Annotated in this window: 21 protein-coding genes; 11 read left to right on the forward strand and 10 right to left on the reverse strand. The window is 40.3% G+C overall.

Annotated elements, in window-relative coordinates; genetic code table 11:
* Positions 1-24 precede the first annotated feature (24 nt).
* Both LCD34_RS14460 and LCD34_RS14465 read right to left on the reverse strand, forming a co-directional pair.
* On the reverse strand, positions 25-2,811 hold the full coding sequence (locus LCD34_RS14460; protein ID WP_224559631.1) for an ATP-binding protein: 2,787 nt from the start codon (positions 2,809-2,811) through the stop codon (positions 25-27).
* Between the two features lie 16 nt (positions 2,812-2,827).
* The gene (locus LCD34_RS14465) at positions 2,828-4,042 is read right to left on the reverse strand and encodes an exonuclease SbcCD subunit D (RefSeq protein WP_224559633.1); all 1,215 of its coding nucleotides are present in this window, start codon (positions 4,040-4,042) and stop codon (positions 2,828-2,830) included.
* A 172-nt stretch (positions 4,043-4,214) separates the two neighbouring features.
* Here LCD34_RS14465 and LCD34_RS14470 point away from each other — a divergent pair, with 172 nt between their 5' ends.
* Positions 4,215-4,403, forward strand: coding sequence for a YhzD family protein (locus LCD34_RS14470; protein WP_008348907.1), 189 nt, complete (start codon positions 4,215-4,217; stop codon positions 4,401-4,403).
* A gap of 35 nt (positions 4,404-4,438) precedes the next feature.
* On the opposite strand, the gene LCD34_RS14475 is transcribed toward LCD34_RS14470, so the two are convergent.
* Positions 4,439-5,254 (reverse strand): enoyl-CoA hydratase, encoded by an 816-nt coding sequence (locus tag LCD34_RS14475; RefSeq protein ID WP_148780276.1) that lies wholly within the window; start codon positions 5,252-5,254, stop codon positions 4,439-4,441.
* 135 nt (positions 5,255-5,389) lie between these two features.
* Between LCD34_RS14475 and LCD34_RS14480 the strand changes: the two genes are divergently transcribed.
* The 3 genes from LCD34_RS14480 (at position 5,390) to LCD34_RS14490 (ending at position 7,505) form a co-directional block, all read left to right on the forward strand.
* Positions 5,390-5,716, forward strand: a complete 327-nt coding sequence (locus LCD34_RS14480) for a potassium:proton antiporter (protein ID WP_224559635.1) — start codon at positions 5,390-5,392, stop codon at positions 5,714-5,716.
* Between the two features lie 64 nt (positions 5,717-5,780).
* Entirely contained in the window at positions 5,781-6,278 is a 498-nt protein-coding gene (locus LCD34_RS14485) for a cation:proton antiporter regulatory subunit (RefSeq protein ID WP_017366937.1), read from the forward strand.
* 3 nt (positions 6,279-6,281) lie between these two features.
* On the forward strand, positions 6,282-7,505 hold the full coding sequence (locus LCD34_RS14490; protein ID WP_007497140.1) for a cation:proton antiporter: 1,224 nt from the start codon (positions 6,282-6,284) through the stop codon (positions 7,503-7,505).
* Positions 7,506-7,541: 36 nt separating this feature from the next.
* Here the strand turns inward: LCD34_RS14490 and LCD34_RS14495 are convergent, their stop codons facing one another.
* The 5 genes from LCD34_RS14495 to LCD34_RS14515 all read right to left on the reverse strand — a co-directional run bounded on the left by LCD34_RS14495 (position 7,542) and on the right by LCD34_RS14515 (position 13,430).
* Entirely contained in the window at positions 7,542-8,816 is a 1,275-nt protein-coding gene (locus LCD34_RS14495; RefSeq protein WP_224559636.1) for a lysine N(6)-hydroxylase/L-ornithine N(5)-oxygenase family protein, read from the reverse strand.
* A 75-nt stretch (positions 8,817-8,891) separates the two neighbouring features.
* Positions 8,892-10,391 carry a coproporphyrinogen III oxidase gene (locus tag LCD34_RS14500; protein WP_224559638.1) on the reverse strand — a complete coding sequence of 500 codons (1,500 nt, stop codon included), beginning with the start codon at positions 10,389-10,391 and terminating at the stop codon, positions 8,892-8,894.
* 113 nt (positions 10,392-10,504) lie between these two features.
* Entirely contained in the window at positions 10,505-11,371 is an 867-nt protein-coding gene (locus LCD34_RS14505; protein ID WP_224559640.1) for a Cof-type HAD-IIB family hydrolase, read from the reverse strand.
* A gap of 446 nt (positions 11,372-11,817) precedes the next feature.
* Entirely contained in the window at positions 11,818-12,174 is a 357-nt protein-coding gene (locus LCD34_RS14510; protein ID WP_008348927.1) for a YlbF family regulator, read from the reverse strand.
* Between the two features lie 122 nt (positions 12,175-12,296).
* Positions 12,297-13,430 carry a DUF445 domain-containing protein gene (locus LCD34_RS14515; RefSeq protein WP_024719981.1) on the reverse strand — a complete coding sequence of 378 codons (1,134 nt, stop codon included), beginning with the start codon at positions 13,428-13,430 and terminating at the stop codon, positions 12,297-12,299.
* A gap of 214 nt (positions 13,431-13,644) precedes the next feature.
* On the opposite strand from LCD34_RS14515, the gene LCD34_RS14520 reads away from it, so the two are divergent.
* The 7 genes from LCD34_RS14520 to LCD34_RS14550 all read left to right on the forward strand — a co-directional run bounded on the left by LCD34_RS14520 (position 13,645) and on the right by LCD34_RS14550 (position 19,894).
* Positions 13,645-14,751: a YheC/YheD family protein gene (locus LCD34_RS14520; RefSeq protein WP_058213970.1), complete on the forward strand. Its 1,107-nt coding sequence runs from the start codon at positions 13,645-13,647 to the stop codon at positions 14,749-14,751.
* Positions 14,708-16,066, forward strand: coding sequence for a YheC/YheD family protein (locus LCD34_RS14525; RefSeq protein WP_058213969.1), 1,359 nt, complete (start codon positions 14,708-14,710; stop codon positions 16,064-16,066). Before LCD34_RS14520 ends, LCD34_RS14525 begins: the two co-directional genes overlap by 44 nt.
* Before the next feature lie 145 nt (positions 16,067-16,211).
* On the forward strand, positions 16,212-16,421 hold the full coding sequence (locus LCD34_RS14530; protein WP_008348933.1) for a YheE family protein: 210 nt from the start codon (positions 16,212-16,214) through the stop codon (positions 16,419-16,421).
* 20 nt (positions 16,422-16,441) lie between these two features.
* Positions 16,442-17,317, forward strand: a complete 876-nt coding sequence (locus LCD34_RS14535; protein ID WP_098681048.1) for a helix-turn-helix domain-containing protein — start codon at positions 16,442-16,444, stop codon at positions 17,315-17,317.
* Between the two features lie 138 nt (positions 17,318-17,455).
* A complete protein-coding gene (locus tag LCD34_RS14540) occupies positions 17,456-18,562 on the forward strand; it encodes an ABC transporter ATP-binding protein (RefSeq protein ID WP_024719977.1) in 1,107 nt (368 codons plus the stop codon).
* 226 nt (positions 18,563-18,788) lie between these two features.
* A complete protein-coding gene (locus LCD34_RS14545; protein WP_008348940.1) occupies positions 18,789-18,992 on the forward strand; it encodes an alpha/beta-type small acid-soluble spore protein in 204 nt (67 codons plus the stop codon).
* 284 nt (positions 18,993-19,276) lie between these two features.
* Positions 19,277-19,894: an NAD(P)-dependent oxidoreductase gene (locus LCD34_RS14550; protein WP_008348943.1), complete on the forward strand. Its 618-nt coding sequence runs from the start codon at positions 19,277-19,279 to the stop codon at positions 19,892-19,894.
* A 126-nt stretch (positions 19,895-20,020) separates the two neighbouring features.
* Here the strand turns inward: LCD34_RS14550 and LCD34_RS14555 are convergent, their stop codons facing one another.
* Positions 20,021-22,036: an ABC transporter ATP-binding protein gene (locus LCD34_RS14555; RefSeq protein ID WP_046343080.1), complete on the reverse strand. Its 2,016-nt coding sequence runs from the start codon at positions 22,034-22,036 to the stop codon at positions 20,021-20,023.
* Complete coding sequence (locus LCD34_RS14560) at positions 22,033-23,790, reverse strand: ABC transporter ATP-binding protein (protein WP_035703435.1); 1,758 nt, start codon at positions 23,788-23,790, stop codon at positions 22,033-22,035. Before LCD34_RS14560 ends, LCD34_RS14555 begins: the two co-directional genes overlap by 4 nt.
* Positions 23,791-24,174: the final 384 nt, after the last annotated feature.

The following is a 24,174-nucleotide window of genomic DNA, read 5'->3' on the forward strand; positions in this document are numbered from 1 at the left end:
ATAACATAAGTCATAATTTGTCAATCATTCCACTGCTAAACTCGTAATCTGCCCGTTTTCCGCTGCTTGTTTCATATAATGATGACAAGTGAAATAAAACAGCTGTGTTTCAAAACGAGTGAGTTCATTCATCAGCTCCAGTACCCTTTCTAGACGGACATGATCAAAGTGAACGAAACTGTCATCCATCATAAATGGGAGCTGACAATCTTGCTGGTGGGACAAAGCAAGTGCAAAACGAATCGAGAGATAAATCTGCTCACATGTTGCTTGTGAAAGCTCCTCCGGGCGGAATAGGCGTCCATCCCTCCGTTTCACAATCAGCCGGTCATCTTCGGCAGAAAATAAAATCACTTCATATCGATCATTCGTTAACGGCTGAATAAATCGGGAAGCTGTTTGGAGGAGTGCTGGTAGCCTCGTTTCTTTATGCTCATTGAGTTTCTCTCGAATGACGGAACGAACGAGCTGAATAGCCGCCCATTTTTTCGCTAGGTGCTTTGCCTGCTCCTGCTCTACAGCAAGCTGATGAGTCAAATCAGACACCGTACCTGATGCTTCTATTTGGCGTATTTCTACTGCTAATTCTGCCAAGCGCTTTTTCATATTCGTCACATTCTCTTGCATGTCATTCAGACGTCTTTTTGCTTGTGCACACTGCTCCTCAAGGGTGCGCAAACCTTTACGGACAATGACCTCTTCCTCATCTACATAACCGCTTCTGTGCAGCTCTTGGTTCAGCTGCTGCAAATTGTACAGTCGCTCCCGGTATTCTTTGGATAGATGAGACAGGACATGATAATCTTCTTTTGACGCTGCTTCTACTTTTTGAAAAAGCTCGTCCGTTTGTTTTTTATAATATTGAACTTCTCCTTCTAATGTTGTCAGCTGCTGCTCTACATGTTGAATGGATACGTGCAATGTCTGACGTTCTTTTTCTCTTTTTTCCTCATCTTTCAATATCTCTTGAAAGGCTGAGATATTCTCTTGAATGGTCCCTTCTTTTCTTTGAAGGAGACTCATGAGCGCTGAAACTCTTTGCTCGTAGGTCGATTGTTGCTGTGTGAGCATCTCTATTTCCTTGTTAAGCGCCTCATATGCCGCTGTATTCGCTTTTAATTGTTTCAAGATATGGAAAGCTTCCACAAGGAATGAGAGCTCTGAGGACAAACCTAGCTGCCTTCTCATATCTTCTACTTGCTGCTGTACAGGTTCCAGTTCCCGCTCCCAGTCTTCATATTGCTGTATCATTCTTTCGTATAAAAGCTCCTTTTGCTTCACTAGCGTTTCAGCTGAAGCTGTTTGAACGTGAAAGGAATGATAGGCGTTACTGTCGTTTGCTTCCCTCATCTGAGTCTGTTTAAGCACTGGATAAATAACGATCAAGATAAATACGGAAAATCCTGCAAACAGTAACGTCACCCAGCTCTCTGCTAAAACGAATAAAATCGTGAGAATGACAGCACATAGCACGAACATCAGCGGGAATAACCACACTCTGGAATGATTCTGTTTCACTGTAGCCCTTGTGCCCCTGACATCTTCTGCATCTTGCTGTTTAACGGGCTGTTCCTTTAATCCTTTTAGAGCGGTTTCCGCTTCTTCTAGCTCATGTCTTGCATGATCAAACCGGTCATCGAGCTGCGTTTTCCTATCCATTAAACGAACGTATTGGCTCACAGCCTCTTTTAATTCCCACTCAAAGTCAAGTGAATCATCCAGCTGGTCAAGCTTGATTGGACGCTGCCACTTCAGCTTCGCTGATGCTTCTTCTATTTTTTGTTTCAAAGAATTCTGCTCTATTTTCCCTTCTGCTAAGCGTTTCTTCACAAGTTCAGCATCAGATGATTCAGCTATGACCTGCTTCATCTCCAATACCGTATCCTTGTCATAGAGTGGCTGAACTTGCGTGAGCGACGTTTGCAAATGATCTAATTTTTGTTTCAGTGCCGTCAATTGCGCCTTTTTTGGGTGAAGGTGTGATTCTAATTTATCAAGTTCATGCGCGGTTTCCGGTCTAAACCGTTTGACTCGTTCTGGATAACTAGCCAAATCTTTTTTTAACTCTATCTTTTTTTCTATCATAGGATAAAGTCGAATATGTTCAGTCAAATGCTGAATCTCTTTTTCAGTCTGTCTCATTTCATGCTGAAGCATTTCTACCTTCTCGGTTAATTCAGCTTGTTCTTTTTTCTTTTCGGTATACCGACTTTCTACCAATTTGGCCTGTTTCAACTTACCTGACAGCTCTTTTACATGATCAAGCTGCTGATTTAATTCAGGCTTACGTCCATTCGGTTTAAAAAGCTGCTCCTGCTGTTTTAGCAACCTACTGTCCATTTTGGATGCCGCATCTGAGCCAAACAAACTTGAAAAGAGTAAAAATTCCCCTATTTGATCTTGATTTAATGCTTGTACATTTTGCAGACCAAACACGTCAAAAGAATAGATCGATTGGTATAATCTGCGATCCGTTCCCTTTAACATCGCATGTAGAAAAGCTTCATCTTTCACTTCACCATTTGGAAGCAACACCTGAGCTTGGCCGCCATGATCAGATGTTCTTTCAATATGAATCACACCTAATTCCTCATCTAAACACGTAAGAGAACCACCATAAAACGAGCCATGCTTTGGCTTATACATATGGCTTTTGGAAAAACCAAATAACATCGATTCAATAAACGCCTTCAATGTCGTTTTCCCCGATTCATTCAGGCCATAAACTAACTGAAAACCGTCATCAGAAAATTGGAAGGTTTGATTGGAAAATTTCCCGAAATTCGCAATATGGAGTGAACGTATTTTCATCATGCCTCTCCTTTTCTCATAATTGCTTCAGCTGTTCTGCCAGCAGCCTTTGTGCCTCTTCTTTAATATCGATCTCGTCCTCTTTTGTAAGAACTTTTCCTGCTTTTCTATAGGTTGGATGACGCTTGATCGGTAAAAGCAGCTCATCATACGCATCAAACTCGGCAATTTCTGCTGTTAGTTCTGTCAAAAAAGAATCTTCTGGATAGACGGCATCTTCATGTGTCCGGCAGTCAATCGACATCACCCAAACGAACAAGTCTTCATCTTCCTCCTGTTCATGAAGTACAGCCATCAGCTCCTCAAGCACTTCAAGCTGCGTGAGCTCCATATAAGCAGGAGCATCGCCAGTTAGTACGATTTTCACAAAATGAGCAACACCTCTCTCTTTCAGTCCACTCATCTTTTTGTCCACAAGTGTCACAAGATCGGTCATATGAGCGGTATGTGTGATATCTATTGTCAATGTCTCAAAGATGACATCTGAACAGCTCATAAACTCCGCTCTTTGAGCATCTTCAGATAGGTAGACGACATAACAGCCTTTCTCTCCTGTTTCTTTTATATGTCTTCCTTGCACGTTTCCAGGATAGATCACCATTGGATCTTCATGCAGAAGAGCCCGCTTATGAATATGTCCAAGCGCCCAATAATCAAAATCCCGCGCTAGAAGCTGCTGAAGCTGAAATGGTGCATACGCATCATGCCCTTCTTGACCTGCTAATGTGCCGTGAAGCATGGCAATATGATAGGGGGCATCTGTTTTTTTTTCATAATAAGGTGTCATATTTTCATGGACAGCCCGCTCTTTGTAGCTGAACCCGTAAATACTTGCCACAAGCTGACCTTCTCTATAAAAGGCTTGCTCACTTGGCGTACTGCTCAAAAAAACGTGAACATTCTCTGGCCACTCAATTGGTGTCCATTCACCACCTAAATGATCATGATTACCATAAATAATAAACACTTCAATCCCGTGTGATTGCAGCTGAAGAAACTGATTTCTTAAAAAAAGCTGTGCTTTTAGGCTGCGATTCGATTCGTCAAATAGATCTCCGCTAAGCAGCATAAAGTCTACTTCTCGATCAATTGCAAGTTCAAACATGTTCTTGGCACTTTGAAATGTGCTTTCTTTCAACCTCTTAAAAATTCGGTTCGGTATATTGGACATTCCCGCAAACGGACTATCTAAATGAAGATCTGCGGCATGAATAAAAGTGAGCTTCGTCAAACGTCTATCTCCTTGTACGTTACTGTAGTTGTCCATATTTTATCACGCCGTTTTTACGAATGCACGTTCTATCGCTCTTATTCTAAAAAACACATTTTTAGGGGTAAAAAAGAGGTTTTAACTTCCTCCTTGTATAATTCATTAAAAAACAAGAAGAAAGGGAAGATCAGAGATGGAGAAAACCTACTTTTTGACTGTATTTGATTCGTCAGGTGAAACCTTATTAAACGAAAAAATCACCACAGATAGTGATGAAAAAGCAAAAGAATTAGGACGTCATCGTTTAATCGAACAACAATACACAAAGCATTCTCACCGGCTCGTAAATGATGCAGGTAAACTTCTTTTATTTGAACGTTAAAAAAGCCGGCATCCGCCGGCCATTCATTCTTCTATTTAATGAAACACAGGACGTCTTTTTTCCAAAAACGCTTGAACACCCTCCTGATGATCACGGCTTTGTCTCAGTCTAGCTTGTGCAGCACGCTCTTTTTGAAGAACGGCTAACAGCTGAGATTCTGACTGCTGAAAATAAATCATCTTTGTTTCAACAAAGGCTTGAAGCGGCATATTTAAAAACGGCTTGACGCACGCTTTCTGATACGTATCCACCTCATCTTGAAACACGCCGTCTGCAAGGCGAAGCTTGAGCGCTTCTTCAGCCGGCAGCTTTTGCCCGCTCCAAATCAATTGTTTAGCGGTTTGTTCACTAACTCTTTTGGTGAGGAAAAAATGCCCTCCGCCATCTGGGATTAACCCGATTCCATTAAAGTTCATGGCAAGTTTAGCATCTTGATGCATAAACAAATAGTCACAGCTAAGGGCAAAGCTAAAAGCAAGACCAGCCGCTGCTCCGTGGACAAGTGCAATCGTCACTTTTTTCATACTGGCTAAAGAAAGTGTAATTCCCTCGATCAGATCCATCACGCGATGAAAATCTTCTTCACGATCTTGCTTTAGCATCATTCCAATATCTCCGCCTGCTGAAAACCCTTTGCCCATCCCCTTGAGTACAACAATTTTCGCACTGCTCTCACTCGCTCTATCACACGCTTCCTTCAATTCAGCAAACATGTCAACATGAAACGAATTATACGCTTCATGCCTATTGAAAACGATTTCAAAAATATCCCCATCTACCTGACAATTGATATATGTCATCATCCATTCCCCCTCTTTCTTTTCAAGCTCATCACTTACTTCAATTTCCATCAAGTAATTCCTTTTCCTCTACATAAAAAATTTCAAGATCAACTGATACTAAAATAAGCATAATTGTTGAAACGAGAAATATATTTTTATATAGTAAAATAAGAAATAAAACATCATATGAAAGGGGGAGAATGATTGATAAGAAGTTCCATATGTATATTGATTAGCTGCATCGTCATGTTTTCTCCCTTTTCAAATGTCGTTTTTGCTTCACAAGCAGAAGCGAGCACACTCAGCCTGATTTCTCCATCGATTTATGATGAAGAAATCAATGCTGTGAAGACACCTCCATTTTCAAAAAAACATGCCGCATCTCTTCTGTTAAAACAGAGGTTATCAATGGGCGCTTCAAAAGCTTTTCTTGTAAAGATTGCTTCAACCACAGCGTTATCTATTGATTTATGTTTTTTAGAAATGAAGTGTGCGATCCCCGTTATGTACCAATCAAATTACCTCGACTGATTCATTTTATTTCATCCGTACTCACTATATGAAAAACAAAACCTATCATATTCGGAGGGATAAAATGAACATTAAAGAAAATGATCTTCCTGGGATTGGAAAGAAATTTGAAATTGAAACGAGAAATAGAGAAAAGATGACGATTGTGATTCATGATGATGGTAGACGGGAGATTTATCGTTTCGACGATGAAGATCCAGATGAAGTACTGTCCACCATTTCTCTCGATGATGCTGAAGCCCGGCAAATTGCTGCCATTATTGGCGGTATGGTGTATAAGCCGCAAGCACTTGAAACGATTGAAATGGCGTTCAATGATTTGATCATTGAATGGTTTAAGGTAGAAAAAGACGCAAAAGCGGTTGGACATACACTCGGCGATTTAGATGTGAGACAAAATTATGAAGTCACCGTCATTGCGATCATTAAACATACAAATGAAAAATTACTCAACCCCGGTGCCGATTCGATTATTCAAGCAAATGATACGATGGTCATTTCAGGCGAAAGAAAACACTTGAAGCGATTGATACGTGATTTTCTTTCTAGAGGGGGAGAGTGATGAATGGATCATTTAGTCTTTGAAGTTGGAACGGCGCTTATTCTCATCGCCATTGCCAGCTTAATCGCCAATAAAATTAAATTTTCTATCATTCCTTTTCTCATTGTCCTCGGGATGATTGTTGGTCCGCATGCACCAACCATCGGGATCATTGATTTGAAGTTTATCGAGAGCACCGAGATTATTTCGTTTTTTGGTAGAATGGGTGTCCTGTTCCTTCTATTCTATCTGGGGCTTGAGTTCTCTGTCGGCAAACTCATAAAATCGGGTAAATCCATTGCAGTCGGCGGATCTATTTATATTTTGATCAACTTTAGCTTAGGATTGCTTTATGGGTTTATCACAGGCTTTGGATTCCTCGAAGTTCTCATTATGGCAGGCGTTATCACCATTTCATCCAGCGCCATTGTCGCCAAAGTCCTTGTCGATTTAAAACGGACAGCGAACCCTGAAACAGAGTTAATTCTTGGGATTATTATGTTTGAGGATATTTTTCTCGCCGTTTATTTATCTGTCGTATCCGGTCTTGTCCTTGGAGATGCCACGTCCGTTGGCGGTGCCTTATTATCTATTTTAATCGCTTTTGGTTACATGATGATTTTCTTTATCATCGCGCGTAAGCTGCCAAAACTATTAAACAAACTATTCGATATCCGTTCAAATGAAGTATTTATCATTGTCATTTTTGCCGCTTTGTTCTTCGTGGCTGGTTTTTCAGAGACGATTCATGTCGCAGAGGCCATTGGCGCTCTCTTACTCGGTCTTGTGTTTTCAGAAACAGAGCACTCAGACCGCATTGAACATCTCGTTGTTCCTTTTAGAGATTTCTTTGGCGCCATGTTCTTCTTCAGCTTTGGACTAAGTATTGATCCATTTACATTAGGAGATGCCTTCTGGCTTGCGATCGGTGCTGTCATTCTCACCTTGATCGGGAACTTCACCGCTGGGATGTTTGCTGGAAGAAGAGCCGGTTTCTCTCATAAAGCCTCTTCTAATATTGGATTAACCATCGTATCAAGAGGAGAGTTTTCCATCATTGTAGCCGAACTTGGGATTGCAGGCGGGCTTGCCGCTACATTGAAGCCATTTGCTGCATTATATGTATTAATCCTTGCGATTTTAGGACCGCTAGTGACGAAAGAATCAAAGCGTATCTATCAAATCCTAAACAAAATCTTCAAATGGAAAACTGAAAAACCAAAAGTAAAAAGAGAAACAACCATTTAATTGAAAAGGGCCCTGTGCTGGGGCCCTTTTTTATATCTATTCAAATTGCTGAAATGCTGTTTCTTGCTTCACTTGTTCTTTCGTATCCCCGCGAATGGTTCGGATGACTTTCTGATTGCGGTAGATCGATAGTTTTAAATTGGTCGCCGCTGTTCCATGAGAGTGATCGAGGTTCGTGAATGTAAAGAGATGATGAGACCGTTTGTCTTTAAACACAAGCCTGAAGTCGTCTGTCACTTTAAAATGCTCATCGCTTTCCCATTCAATCAATGGTTCATATGCGCTAAACCATTCCGGAATATTAGGCGTATATCCTGTAGCCAATACCACATGATCGACTGTGATTTTCTTTTCTTTCTTCAGCTGCCATTGTGTCAAATGCAGCTCTACCTGCTGCTCATCCTCCATATGTATCGCTTCAAGCTCCGTCATTGGCTGAATGAGTACAGATGGCTCTTCTCCTGAAACGGATCGATGGTACAATTCCTGATAAATGCGAGAAAGCGTCGATGCATCTATGCCATTCCTTAATCCTGCCAGTCTAGGCAATGTGTTCATCCGTTCTTCATATGGAAGGGAATGAAAATATTCAACATACTTAGGTGTAAATAGCTCCTGACCAAGCTCCGCTGTCTCTAGTTCTCTAAATTCACTTGAACGTGTAAACCATGAAAGCTGCTGTCCTTTCTTCTGATGCTGAAGCAGGTCTAAGAAAATTTCAGCTGCACTCTGACCTGAACCAATCACCGCCACCGTTTCAGCTTCATGAAGTTCTTTTTGTTGATCTACATAACGGCTGCTATGGGTCACATGCGGCAACGCAGCTTCTGGCACATCGACAGGAATCATCGGTTTGCTTCCAGTACCAAGGACGACATGCTTTGCACGATATTCAGAAAGCGCCCCATCTTTCAACCGCCGAACTTTTACAAGATACCCGTCTTCACAGTCGGTCACTTCTTCCACCTTCATCCCGAACTGACAGCTATCTAATTCTCCTGCAACCCATGATAAATACTCATTGAATTCTCTCCGGGGGATATCAAATTGTTCAAATGTATAAAAGCGGTGAAGCCTGTTTGATTCATGTAAATAATTTAAAAATGTATACTTGCTCCTTGGATTAGCCATTGTCACAAGGTCCGCTAGAAAGGAAACTTGTAAGTCTGTTCCTTTGATGAGCATACCAGGATGCCAAGCAAATTCGGTTTCCTGTTCAAAAAAACAGCATGTCATATCTTCATACTCCTCTAATAAAGCGGCCAATCCTAAATTTGCTGGCCCAATCCCAATTCCGATCACATCCATCATATGTACACCTGCTTTACCTTTTTACCCCCTATATACCCTTTTACAAATGAAAAAAACACTGCGTCACCGCAGTGTTTACATGTGAGAAACAAATAATGACTCAAGAAACTGAATCTTCTCTTCCGTATAGTGCTCATAACGATCATTATAAGACTTTGGATCTTTTGGATTGGCATATTGCGTAATTTTTCCGGTTCGCGGATCAATGAATTTACTCGCAGCGCCGCATCCAATGCCAATGATCGTCTGCACCTCTTCCATAATGATAATATTATACAAACTTTCCTGTCCATCTAACGAATACCCGACATTTTCGAGATTCCCCAAAATGTTTTTTTGTCTGTATAAATAGTACGGATGATAGTCATGTGCTTTTGTCCAAGCAATCGCTTCATCCATCATACGTGTGATCTCTTCTCGGTCTGCCACTTGATACTTTTCCTTATTGCGGGTCATTTCAGACGCTCTCTTAAAGGAAAGTGTATGCACCGTTAAAGATTCAGGCTTCAGTTCTTCTGTTTGCTGCAAGGAATGTTGGAATTCCTTTAGCCCTTCTCCTGGCAGTCCAATGATTAAGTCCATGTTAATATTATTCATGCCATACTGCCTTGATAAATGATACTTTTCAATCGTTTCTTCCACACTATGGTGCCGGCCAATCGCTTTCAATGTTTCATTCTCATATGATTGCGGATTGATACTAATCCGGTCAATATGATAACGGTTGAGCACCTCCAGCTTATCAGGTGAAATCGTATCAGGTCGTCCCGCTTCTACAGTGACTTCCCGAATATGTTTCACATCTGGAAAAGAGCGATACATCTCCTCATACAGCAAATCCATTTCTTCTGCTGTAATACTCGTTGGAGTACCTCCGCCAAAATAAACAGTCGTCACTTTAATCCCGTGTTCCTTTAACCATTCGCCCATTTTTTGCATCTCATAATGCAGCCCAAAAAGAAACGTTCCCACTCTTCCAGCTTGTCCTTGAATGGCATAAGCAGGGAACGTGCAATAAGCACATTTTGTTGGACAGAAAGGAATACCGATATAAATACTCACTTCCTCCTGTAGATCGTACAGATCTGGAATGGCTTTGATTTGACGATCAACAATCTCCTGCATCAAATGGATCTTTTCATCATGAATCAAGTAATCGCGCTTTAACGCTGCATGTGCTTCTTCCTTTGTCATGCCTTCTCTTAGCATCTTATGAAGTAATTTCGTAGGGCGTATCCCCGTAAGAATCCCCCATTTTTGCGTCATTCCTGTATATTCCTGAAGCAGATGTAAATAAACAGACAGCACAGTGTTTTTGATTTGCTTCCAGCGCTCTTTTTCATTCAAGCCCTCTGGCATCTCTCTTGTAAAACGACTCGTCATATCTGATCCAGCAATATGGCCAGAAGCCTCCACCCTACCATGGGTTTCTTTCCAATCAAACACCATCACTAGGCCATCATCCACTTCACCGGAATCAAACAGCACTTCACTATCTTCTTCAAATAAATTGGCTATATTGACAAGCGGTCGATGAAATCGTTCATCAGACAGCCCTTTAACTAAAATTCGCATCGTATCACCTTTATCTTCAAACTTGTTTCATTTTACAAAATTCATCTAGGAAAAGCAATGAAGAGAACAGACGAAGGCCCTGCCATTTCTTAATAGACAGGGCCTTCACTGTATTATCGTTTAATATCAAATTGATGTAAAAAACCTTCCCTTTGCTGCATTCTAAAGTATTCTTTGATCATATAAGCAACACCCTGTTCATCATGAGAACGTGTCACCCAATCGGCTTTACGTTTGACCGAATGAGGTGCATTCCCCATCGCAACGCCTAAGCCAGCTAACTCAAGCATCGGGATGTCGTCTGTCCCGTGACCGATCACGACCGTATCTTCTAATGTAAAACCTAGTGCTGAGGTTAAAAGAGAAAGTCCTGCTTCTTTCGATACCCCTTTGCATACAATATTCATTTTCTCATCACTGATCTTAATCAGATCAACAGATGGGAATGCTTGTTGAATGGTTGTGTGGATTTCAGGCTGAAGTGTTGCTGTCGAATACACTTCAATGACAGGTGTGCTAACCGGTTCATCCATGAGCATATCACTTAATGATTCAACAAATTGAACGGGATAGAAAATGGGATCAGACGGATGAATCAACGTTTTTCCCATCAGTTGAGACTGTGTTTTTTTCCGATTGCCGATTGAGAATTTTTCATGTAACAAGCGAACATTACAATCAAAGCTTTCAAGGATCTGCACAAGATTAAATGTTTTCTCTTCCGTTAATTTCTTCACATGGAGCGGCTCATCAAGCTTATCCGCGATAAATGCACCACTATGCGTCACAAGAGTTGAAGTTGGTATTTTCAACGCCTTGGCAATTTTTTGTGCAGATCGAAAATGACGGTTGGTGACAATCGTCACGTAAACCCCTTTTTTCTTAACATATTCCACAGCTTCTTTTGTAGCGGAATGGATTTTCCCATTGGAACGAAGTAACGTTCCATCTATATTGAGTGCAAGTAGCTTTTTTGACACTGAGGCATCCCCCTTCTTGATGACTGTACTTACGATGAGGATATGCCCTAGCTTATCGCTTTAGAACATGCAGTTGAAGCAGCCCTTGTTTTATGCCTCAATCGCAAATAAAAAAAGCCTACCCCTAGGCTTTTTTTTATGTATGGTTTGGATGCGTAACAATGGCGTGATGAAGCTCCCCATGATCCCCTCATCTTTCACACACCAAAGCATTGCTTATATCATATCCCCTTATGCTTTGCTTTTCTCCCAGAAGCGCTTCTCTCTCATTTGACTCATCGTCGTAAATCCAAAGTGGAACGCACCCAATTCATCACGATAGCGCTTTTTGAAAGCACTTTCAATAAGTATTATCGCAGAATTTACGAGCTTCGACAACCCTTTTTTTAAAGATATACAAGCGGCGATATGAATGAAAAAAAGGGCGAATATGATCGCCCTTTCAATTAATTTTCTTCTGTATTTCCATAAAGCTCTTCAAGAGGCTTCATGATAATTTTATTTAATTCACCGATGAGAACACTTACGCGTTGTTCTGCTTCCATCAACTGAGAGATTTTATCGTGCTGCTGCACAAGTGCAACCGTTTTTTGCGCTTGCTCTACTTCTTCTTGTGTAATCTCTTGACCAGTCATTTGTTTTTGTTGAAGGTTTACTTGAATGTCACGGAAGTTCTCAAACATTCTTTTAGAGGACTCATCCCCGTTTACCTCATCATAAAGATTTCTTAACGCTGAATATTCTTCGCTATGACGCAGTGCTTTTTCAAGGTCATATGCAACATCATAAAGATTTACAGACATGTTATGTCTCCTTTCTATCCGTTATCACCGATATGGATCGGCGGACACCACTCCACTATAACAAACTATGGCTTTCGTTTCACATATATACAATAAATTCATCGAAATTTCTCGATCTTGCCTTAGAATAAGGTGACAAAAATCGCTTGGACAGCACCGATCAATCCACCTAAAAGACCGCCTAAAAATGTGATCATCTTCAGCTCCTTATTAGATATGCTGATTACAAGCTCTTCCATTTTTTCAAGCGGGAAAAGTTCAATTTGTTCACGAATAATTTCTTCAAATTGGAGCTTTGCGAGCAGTCCCTCAAGCGCATTAGATGCGGCTTCAATCCCTTTATCAATGAGAGATGGAGCAAATTTGGTCTTAAGATCATCCGCTACTGCACTGATGTAAACTCCTACTGGTCTATCTAACAGCACCTTTGTAGAAAAATGTGAAAGCAATTGCTTTTTCACACTAAATAGAAGCTCTTTCACATTCCATTTTTCATCAAGCTCATGTAAAGAAAATTGCTTTACCTTGTCCCATTCTTGAACAAGTAAATCTGATAAAAACCTTTTTGTCTCTGCATTCTTTAAGAACTTCATCATTTCAGGATGCACGCGATCAATTAAGCTTGAATTCCCTAAAAACATTTGGACCATACTGCCAAGCATTCCTCGTTCTTTTAAGAAATCATCTATCATATGACCGAGTCTTGCTTTTCCCTCATCACTTTCAAAATAATGAATGCCTCTCTTTAAAATATAATCTGCGGCATCTGGAATTTTTGATGCAAGCTTATTTTCTACATCCTGTGGCAACAGCTCAGACAATGTTTGCTGATCATACTTTTCAAGCAGTGAGTGGAGCTTATGATCAGTCCACTGATGAAGCCATGCGTCAGCTTTAACGTCAGCCTGTGAAAAACCGTATTTTTCTAACATGGAGAAAACCGTCATTTCCATATCAGCACCTTTATCAATATATCGGTGCACTGTCCGCAATATCTCTTGCTTTGCCTCTGATGATTCAAATCGTTTTTTAATGCCCTCTGGCGTTAGTAAATGCTCCATCACCATGACGCCAACCTGCTTGGCTACTTCATCTCTTCTTTTAGGAATGAGACCCGGTGTAAATGGGAGCTGCTTCCCAAATAAATAATATGGCTTATACGGACGAAAAAGCATTTTAATCGCGAGATGGTTTGTTGCTGCCCCTATCACTGCACCTATCACAATCATAAAGATAAACGTTGTGAATATATCCAAAGTCGTCATCTACCTTTCAAACAACACCTGAAGTTTATTGTTTTAATCTATACGTATTATAGTTGTTGTCAAGAGTCCAAGCAAATGAAGCATTCAATATGACATATGAGACAACGATCTGTCGTAATGATATAGGAACGCCAAGTTTATGTAAAATCAACAAAAAGTGTTTTTCAGATGTTAAAAAAAGAATTTGAAAAGTAGGTGTTGTTTCATGACGTCAACGCTCGGCATTGTCACTCTTTCTCCGAAGCATGAAGAAGCATTCTCACATCAGCTTGCCAAAGCAGCCTCTTCTTTTGATTTAGAAGTTGTTCGTTTTTCACCTCTAGATTTAAAGCCTGCTTCAAATGTCATTCACGGTCAAAAATTTAAGACTGGCAAAGGATTTGAAGCGTCAGAATTTCAGATTCCTGACTTGATTTATGATCGTTGTCTTTATCAGCATGACGCACAATCTAAAAAAGCAAAACCTATCATGAATTGGTTAAAAAAGTATCCAAAAACCGTTTTTTTGAATACTGGAATTTCAAATAAAATGCGGCTATTCGAGCAGCTCCGTCTCCTCCCTTCTTTACAACCATACTTACCTGTCTGCTCTCTATTGACAGAGCCTTCAGACCTGCTCAACTTGGTCAGAAAGGGCGGATATTGTAAAATACAGCCGCTTTCTCAACAGCACGCAGCACCCTCTTGCTTCATTTCTTTAAAAGACAAATCACTCATTACTGTGCAGCTAAACGCTAAGCAAATCATCACCTTTTCACATTCAGCAGAGGTTGAACGCTGGTGCAAAAAGTATATCGGCCGATCTTTCCTTCAATTTTTTAACACGAATGATCAAAAAGACGTTATATTCAATGAAATTAGGATTTTTCTTATAAAAAATTCACAAAATCAATGGAATAGCATGGGGATTCATACAAAACCATCAGTAGAAAACAGCCTTTTAAGCAATACACAAAATTCCATTCATGTGGTAGCCTTTGATCACTATTTAAACTCATTAAAGCCACACATCAAGGAGCTGTTGTTAGATGATATTGCCTCCATTCAATCATCTCTTCCAGCGTTTATAGACAAAACTTTCTCACCGTGTATTGAATTCGCTATAGACTTGCTTCATACAAATGAAGGCAGACTTTTCATCTCAAATGTAAGATCAAAGCCAGGACGATCCTCTTTTTTAAAAGCTTACCCTGAGAGGGAGAATCAATTGATTCAGACCATACTTGAACATGCCAAATCGATGATGGCTGAAGAAAAGGAGGTTCCTTATGAAGAGAAAACGCTACATCATCGCTCCTCATTCAGCAAGTGAAAAAACAGTATATCTCCCTGCTCAGTTTAAAGAGCAGGAGGCAATTTTATCTATTGCTTTAGGTTCTTGTTTAGTAGATGATTTCGCCATTTCCTATCATCATCAATCTCAAATGATTTTATTATCAGAAGACCTTTATCGCGCTTTATTCATTCCATACAAAACGAAAGCTGATGTCATATTAGTTCAACATACACTCTATATAGGACCTCTCATCGGCATTTTCACTGCAGGATTCGAACAAAATACAGCACCTTTAGGCGCAAGATCTTCCTATTTTATGAAATTGCTGCAATCTTGCAGGCAGCATGCTGGTTTTGCATATCTTTTTGGTACTCATTCTATCGATTGGGATAAAGGAATAGTAGAAGGTTTGCTTTACCAAGAGGAGCGCTGGGTAAAAAAGCAGATGCCCCTCCCATCCGTTGTTTATGACCGGCTGCCTAATAGAAAGGCTGCTCAGTCGGCATTCATTCAAGAAACAAAACGAAAACTCACTCAAGACTACGATATCCCTTGGTTCAACCCTTATTTTTTTAATAAATGGGACATTCATGAACAGCTATTAACAGATGAAAAAACAAGCTCTTTCTTACCACATTCTATACGATTAGATCCTGTTGATGCTTTAAATAAAATAGAAACACTCCTTCATATGCATCATGTCATTTATTTAAAACCAACAAACGGCAGTCACGGAGACGGGATTTATCAGTTAAAGAAGACGGAAAACGGGGTCACTGTCTGCTCAAATAAAGGGAAATCCACTTCATATCATTCCGTAGACCATTTCGTAAAAAAACTGCGGGAAGATTGTGCAATTCACGACTTGATTGCACAACAAGGCATTGAGCTTCTTCAAATAGACAATCAACCACTGGATTTTAGAATTCATACGAATAAAAATAAGTATGGTCATTGGACTGTTACAGCCGCTGCTGGAAAAGTTTCAGGAGATCACACTGTCACAACCCATCAACTGCATGGTGGTTCAGTAAAAACACTGTATGATATCTTTCCTGATGCAGAGAAACGTTTGAAGGTTTTGCAAGAGCTCTCTGATACTGCCCTCGCACTTAGTCGTGTGATAGATGAAAAAATGCCCGGTCTGATTGGGGAAATTGGTTTTGACTTAGGTATTGATCACTTAGGTGCTATCTGGATGTTTGAAGCCAATTCTCGTCCAGGCCGCGAGATTTTTCTGCATGCACCATTGAAAAACTCAGAATGGCTGATTGGGAAAAGAATCGTTGAATACGCATCTTACCTAACACAAATGGCTCTTACTCCTATAGACCATGCAAACGCCTATTGATGTTTTCTTTTCATGTCTCTGAAATCTGTGCTTTCCCTATGCTCTTTTCATCAGATGAGATACAATAAAACCAAGTTCAAGGTTGTTTCCGTATTGTCGTGTGTATTTATTGTTTCATCAATAAAAGCAAGGAGGCAATGATGATATGATTTCTCATTTTCAATGGAAACCTCTCTTTAAAAAAGCGCAATTACCTGGTTGGAAAATATCCTTTTTTCATAATGGTTCACATTATGAAGGCATTTATCACAAAACGGGTGATATTGAATGGGGCTCTCAGCTTCCGCCTCATGAAGTTGAACCAACCTTAAAAGAAGAAATCCACGAATTAATGCTATTCCATGTGTATGATTAAACTGTTTAAGGAGCCTCGCCATGTTAGAAAAGCTAAAACTTGTTTACGGACACCATATCATCAGTTCACCAACAAATGATAAACAAACTCTCTGGTATCAAACAGACGAAGGCGAAATATTCGGAGTAAACAAAACGGAGCTAACAGAAAGGGAAACGCTTCTTCTCAATTCATTCCTCACACCAATTGATGTACCTCATACGCAGGAAACGGAAGAAGAACAGAAATGGTACAGCTATCTCTTTGAAAACAAATCAATCACCATCGATCACTCCGTCCGTGTTCATTTTTTTAAAATGGATCACCAAGCAGAACAAAGGCAGCAAATAAAAGAGGCTGTGAACAGCAGCCTCGAACATATTCATTTCATATGGACAGGCACTGAAACAGCTATGCTCATTCAAACAAACGCCACATCAGAAAATGGTCAACTTGAACAACTACATGATTTGTCTCAAGCCATCACAAGTGATTTTTTAACAGACGTTGTCTTCATGCAAGGACAGCTGCATTTGCCAAATGAAAATTTAAAAAAGAGATTATTGAATGAACATCAGCTCTTTTTATGGCATCTGAAGCAAGGAAAACTTAGGTCAGGGGTTGCAACATTTTATCAATGTGTACCTGCTTTCATTCGCCATGATACAGACATGGTTTCTGCCGCTATATCAGATGCATTTATAGAAATAATCTTTGATCGGGACGTTTACAGAACTCTCATGACCTATATGCAATGTAATTTAAATGCATCGCAGGCAGCAAAAGCTTTATATGTTCATCGAAACAGCCTTCAGTATCGGATTGATAAATTTATTGAACGGACAGGACTAGATATACGGCATTTTCAAGAAGCGTCAGCTGCTTATTTCATGATGAATCTTCTCGATCTTTCTTAAATGATCCTATCATGAGCACCTTGCCTAAAAATGAAAATAAGATATTGTGCACGTTGTCCATTTACAGACACCCTTCCTTTTTATACACTTCATTTATAAGTAAAGCGCTTTCAAAAAAGGACTGGGAGGCTACCACCTATGGCTGAAATGATGCTGAATCAAATTTATAAAGTGTACGATAACAAAGTAACAGCAGTAGATAACTTTAATCTACATATTGAGGATAAAGAATTTATTGTGTTTGTTGGTCCATCTGGCTGCGGAAAATCAACAACCCTCCGCATGATTGCAGGCCTTGAAGAAATTTCACAAGGGGATTTTCTATTAGACGGTAAGCGAATGAATGATGTGGCACCAAAAGATCGGGATATTGCGATGGTTTTCCAAAACTATGCCTTATACCCTCATATGAATGTGTACGATAATATGGCTTTTGGATTAAAGCTTCGAAAATTTCCTAAAGCAGAAATTGATGAGCGGGTACGAAACGCTGCGAAAATATTAGGGCTTGAACAATACTTAGATCGAAAACCTAAGGCATTGTCTGGAGGTCAAAGACAGCGTGTTGCACTTGGAAGGGCCATTGTGCGCGATGCAAAAGTCTTTCTTTTGGATGAACCTCTTTCTAATTTAGATGCTAAACTTCGTGTTCAGATGCGTGCCGAAATTTCTAAACTTCACCAGCGGCTGCAGACGACATTCATCTATGTCACACACGATCAAACAGAAGCCATGACAATGGCTACTCGGCTTGTTGTCATGAAAGATGGCTTTATTCAGCAGGTTGGCGCACCAAAGGATGTGTATGAAAACCCAGAGAATGTCTTTGTAGGAGGATTTATTGGCTCTCCAGCGATGAACTTTTTTACAGGAAAACTGTCTGACGGAGCCATTGCCATTGGGAATACGCACATTCGTGTACCAGAAGGAAAAATGAAAGTATTACGCAGTCAGGGCTATATCGGAAAAGATGTGATTCTAGGCATCAGACCAGAAGATTTCCATGATGAGCCTGTGTTTATAGAGGCTTCTGAGGGAACAAAAATTGAAGCAAACGTAGAAGTGGCTGAATTAATGGGAGCCGAAACGATGCTTTATTCTTCTCTCGCTGGTCAAACGTTTATTGCACGAGTTGATTCTCGCACAGATATTCAGGCAGGTCAGACGATCCCTCTTGCCATTGATATGAATAAAGCTCACTTCTTTGATACAGAGACTGAGCTGCGCATCCGCTCAGCTGAATAAGAAGACGTTCCACAAACCATCACCATTGGGTGGTGGTTTTTTGTATATGAAAACAACATTTACCATGTTCTTTTTCCGTATGTTTTTTTCGTAGCGAACCATAATATTTAGTACAAAGCAGTTACCGCATTGGGTTTCGCCAAGTGGCAAATGACTTGGTCATTTCGCTGGTGCGACTCCAGCAAACCCAACCAAAAAAATCATATATAAAAAGGAGATTCACATCATGGCAAATTCTAATAGTTCAAATCAATTACTAGTTCCTGGAGCAGCGCAAGCAATCGATCAAATGAAATACGAAATCGCTTCTGAGTTTGGTGTAAACCTTGGAGCAGAAACAACAGCTCGTGCTAACGGTTCAGTTGGTGGAGAAATCACTAAACGTCTTGTATCTTACGCTCAGCAAAACCTTGGTGGAACAAAAGCTTAATTTCATATCTGGATCATAGAAGGCACCTCTTATGGTGTCTTCTTTTTTTGGTTTTATCCCTCACCGATTCCTTTTGAATTCATATGATGTATTAGAAAGGAGCGGATCTTCATGGACATTATTTCAGGTGTGAATTTTGAACTTCTACAATTTGTCGGTCTCTCTCTATTATGTGAATATGCTCATAGTATTCGGTCCTTTCATCTTTATAAAAAAAGCATGACATAAAACTGTACCATTTTAAGTTCTTTTCACTTATAGTATGTAGTGGAGGGATCGATCAGATGAAAATAGCTCTTTTCGGTGCTCATGGACGTGTAGGACAAGCATTTCTTCGTTTCGTAAAAGAAGATGATCGTTACATGGTTCGCTCGTTAATTCGGACAAACCGGGAAGAAATGCTTGCGGGTATGTTTCAAGTCACCGGCAATTCCAGAAATCAAGAGGATGTCCTTGAAACGATTAAAGGATCAGATATTGTCGTGAGCTGTCTATCAACAGATGGTGATGATACTTTATCTGTTTCAATGGAGCATATCGTACAAGCCATGAAGCAAACAGGAACATCAAGAATTATAACGATTGGCACTGCGGGGATTTTAAAAGCAAGGCAGCAGCCTGAGCTTTACCGCTTTGAAACAAATGAATCAAGGCGAACCACTTCCCGAGCTGCTAAAGAACATGCCAAAGCATTTGAAATTCTTCAATCAACTGAACTAGATTGGACAATCATTTGCCCAACCTATTTACCAGATGGAGAAGTGACACGGTCATATCGCTATGAAAAGAATTTTCTCCCTATAGATGGACAGAAAATTTCAGTTGAAGATACCGCACACTTTTTGTATCAGCAGTTAAACTCAAAGGAATTTGTGCATCAACGCGTCGGTATAGCTTATTGACCATTTAGTTCGTGTAAATGATATACAACCAGTAAAAGTCGAGATCATTTCATGAAGCCTCGACTTTTTTCATTGCCATGAAAAAAGCCTCTTTCAAATTGAAAGAGGCTTTTGCTGCTCATCCTATCAGCTGCTCGTCACAGCTCCCTTTTGTAATTCGTACATTTGCGCATACAGTCCGCTTTGCTCCATGAGCTCTTCGTGGCTGCCGCGTTCGACAATCTCACCCTTTTCTAACACCAAAATCATGTCAGCTTTCTTAATAGTAGATAATCGGTGTGCAATGACAAAAGTGGTTCGTCCTTCTTTGACGACATCTAGTGCCCGCTGAATGATGGCTTCTGTTTCTGTATCAATGTTAGCCGTCGCTTCATCTAGAATTAAGATCGCTGGATCGTATGCCAGTGCACGGGCAAATGAAATCAATTGACGCTCCCCAGAGGAAAGAGTACTCCCCTTTTCAACAACTGGTTCATCAAAACCTTCAGGCAAATGCTTTAATAGTTCTGCTGCGCCCACTTGCTTTAACGATGTTTCAATCGTTTCTCTTTTAATGTCTTCATTTCCTAAACTGACATTGGATGCAATCGTTCCAGAGAACAAATAAGGATCTTGAAGTACAATGCCCATTTGCTTACGCAGCGTTTGGCGCGACTGATCATAGATGCTTTCTCCATCAATGAGGATGTCCCCATGCTGAATATCATAAAAACGCAGCAGCAAATTCATGATCGAACTTTTCCCAGAACCGGTATGTCCAACGAGTGCCACCGTCTGACCTTTTTTCGCCTCAAAGGTGATGTTCTTTAATACATTTTTCCCTTCATTATACGCAAAGGTAACATCCTGAAATTGAACGTGCCCCTCGATTTTCTTCTGAACCGGTTCTTCCACTTCAGTACCAGGCTCATCTAATAATCGAAAGACCCGTTCAGATGAAACCCTTGCTAATTCTAATCTAGAAAATTGATTCACAATGCCTGTAATCGGCTGGAACAAACGATTTAAATAATCGACAAATGCATAGAGCACCCCAATCGACACAATGCCCGTCGCACTTAAGGACGCGCCGCCAAAATACCAAATGAGTGCGACATATGCTAAGTTCCGAAGCAGATTCACCAAGTTATGTGAGAGCAGTGAATTTAAATGAAGCATCTTTCGCTGATATCGAAAGTGATTGTTATTCAGCTCATCAAACTCTTCTTTCGTTGCTTGTTCATGTCGAAACGCCTGAATGATCGTCATTCCTTGAATGGCTTCATTTAGCTTGGCATTAATTTCACTAATGATGGAACGAATGCGGTGATTGTAAACCGACGCAAACTTTCGGTAAGTCATCGACCATAGGAAAATAATCGGAACAGCCACTAAACAAATAAGCGCCAGCTTCACATTTAATAAGAACATGGCGATATAAATTCCAACCATGTAAATGGCACTTGTGACGAAATTAGCGAGTACTGTTACATATAAATCACGAATGGTTTCTGTGTCATTCGTAATCCGCGCGACAACCTTTCCAGCCGGTAAATTATCAAAATACCGAATCGGAAGCGTTTGGATATGTTCAAATACGTCCACTCGCATTTTTTGAATAATGCGATTTGCAATACGCTGGAGTAAATAGTGCTGCCCATATTGAAAGAATATCGCAATGACGAGCATCCCAAAATAAAATAGAACAAGCTGTACCAAACCACTGATTTCCGGCTGATAAAAAGCAAAGATTTCCTCTTTGGATAAACGCTGTACCTGATACGTCTCACGCTCGCTCCCATTTTCAATGGTGAGCTGATCCCCTTTTATTGTCCGGCTCCCGTCAAATCGAATCGGTTCATTCACAAAATAGTACCCAAATCCGACTTGCACGACATTGATTTGCTTTCCAGCTTCATTTTGATTCTGTAGCCGGTCACTTCTTATATAGTTATTTCCCTGGTAATAAACCGTTTTATTTGTTTTTTCATTTACCTCAACATACGGTTTTTCTACACCTAAAATATGATCATCAATCATTTTTTTCCCAATGAAAGGTCCTGTCAACTCAGCACCAACTGCAATGATCAGAAAGATCAAAGCAACAGACAATACTTTTTTATACAGGAGTGCATAGGCAAGAAGTCTTCTCCCTGTTGTCATGCCTCATCCCCTCCTTCCAGCTGATTTGTCAGCTGTTGACGCAGAAATTGCTCTTTATACCATCCATCCTGCTGAATAAGCGCTTGATGGGTTCCCTTTTGAACAATACGCCCTTCTTCCATGACAAGAATGAGATCCGCATGCTCAACAGCTGATAGACGGTGAGTTGTAATAAATGTCGTTTTCCCATGACGATTTTGTCTTAAATTCTCTAAAATAGCCGTTTCTGTTTTTGCATCAACTGCAGATAACGAGTCATCCAAAATCAAAATGTCTGGATCAATTAATAAAGCACGTGCAATGGAAATCCGCTGCTTCTGTCCTCCTGACAGCGCCACTCCCTTTTCTCCAACCATGGTTTCCAAGCCTTCTGGTAAAAGGCGTAAATCCTTTTCAAAGTAAGCATCTTTAATCGCTTGTGCTAATTCAGCTTCTCTCGCGTCTCTATGACCGAAACGCATATTCTCTTCTACACTTTTAGAGAAAAGGACATGATCTTGCGGAACATAGCCAATCCATTGGAACAGTTGATCCAATTCAATGTCCTCAATTGGAACACCTGAAAACAAGATCTTTCCATCACCTGTCGGATACTGACGAAGAAGCTGTTTGACAATCGTTGTTTTTCCGCTTCCCGTTTTTCCTGTAATACCAATCGTTTGCCCTTTTCGTACAGTAAAGGAGACATCCGTTAGATTATCTTTAGAGGAAGTTGGATACCTAAATGTCACATGTTCAAATCGAATATCGCCAGGCTCTTGTAATGTTTTTGGCTTGGCTACGTCAGTTACATCCGGTTGATAACTGAGTGTATGATTCAACCGGTCTAATGAGGCATTTCCTCTTTGCATGATATTAATCAATTCACCAATGGCAAACATTGGCCAGATCATCATCCCCAGATAGACGTTAAATGCAACAAGCTCACCAATGGTTAAATCACTTTGGAACACAAGATATGCGCCGTAACCGATACCGATTAAATAACTGATCCCCACAAGCAATTTCACCGTCGGCTCAAACAATGAATCAATGATCGCCACTCTCATATTTTTTTGAAAAACATCATCTGTCATTTCTCGAAAGCGATTCACATCTTGTTTTTCCTGTACAAAAGACCGAATCACCCGAACGCCGGCAACTGATTCTAATACACGATCATTCATATCACCAAATGCATCTTGAGCGACTGTAAAGCGTTCATGAATTTTACTGCCATAAAACGCTATCAAAATCGCCATCAGCGGCATCGGAATAATGGCCATTAAAGTTAATTTCCAGCTGATCGTCAGTCCCATCGTAAAAAAGATCATGAGCATGTAAGCAGTGGAATCGACTAATGTTAAAACGCCAAAGCCTGTTGTTAAAGCCACAGCATTCAAATCATTTGTACCTAACGCCATTAAATTTCCGGTTTTTTTCTTTTCATAAAAGGTGGGTGTCATCTTAAGTAAGTGGCGCATTAGTTTTCCGCGCATCACACGTTCCATGACATTCGCGCCGCCAAATAACTGGTACATCCAAAAATAAGTGAGCGCATAGACACTGACACCAAGTAAGCAAAAAATGGTTACGTAAAACAGAATACTGGATGTTGTAAATTGACCAGACCGAATGTCATCAACTGCTTGACCTAGATACCTCGGTGGCAGCATTTCAAGCACATTCACAATGAGCAGCAGCGTAATGGCGATTGTATAGCGCCTCCACTCTTGTTTAAAGAACCAACCTAATTTCACAAATACTGAAAACATGTTTGTCTCTCCTTTTAAAGCTAGCCGCTTTCTATATTTTCCTGATTGTCACCTTGTTTCGTTTTTTGAGCTTTTGTCATTTGTCTTGCCTTTGGCATGTTCACATGCTTTCACTCCTCTTCATTTAGTTGTTGATGCATTCCATTATTTCGAGATACGAAATGTATACAACAAAAAAAGAGGCAACCAGCTGACTGGTACGCCTCTTTTATACATGATAAAAAGGCGCATGTTGACAAATACGCAACATACGCCTTGATTCATCCGATCAATTGGAACATACGAGTCCCTTTTCAATGACCAATGAAGGTGTAATTGTCACGTGAATCAACCAATTCATGCAGTTTGATTTCATTCTTCCAATGATGTTGCACATGACATTTC

It is taken from the genome of Bacillus sp. RAR_M1_44 (assembly GCF_020165935.1).
In the GTDB taxonomy this organism is placed as follows: domain Bacteria; phylum Bacillota; class Bacilli; order Bacillales; family Bacillaceae; genus Bacillus; species Bacillus altitudinis.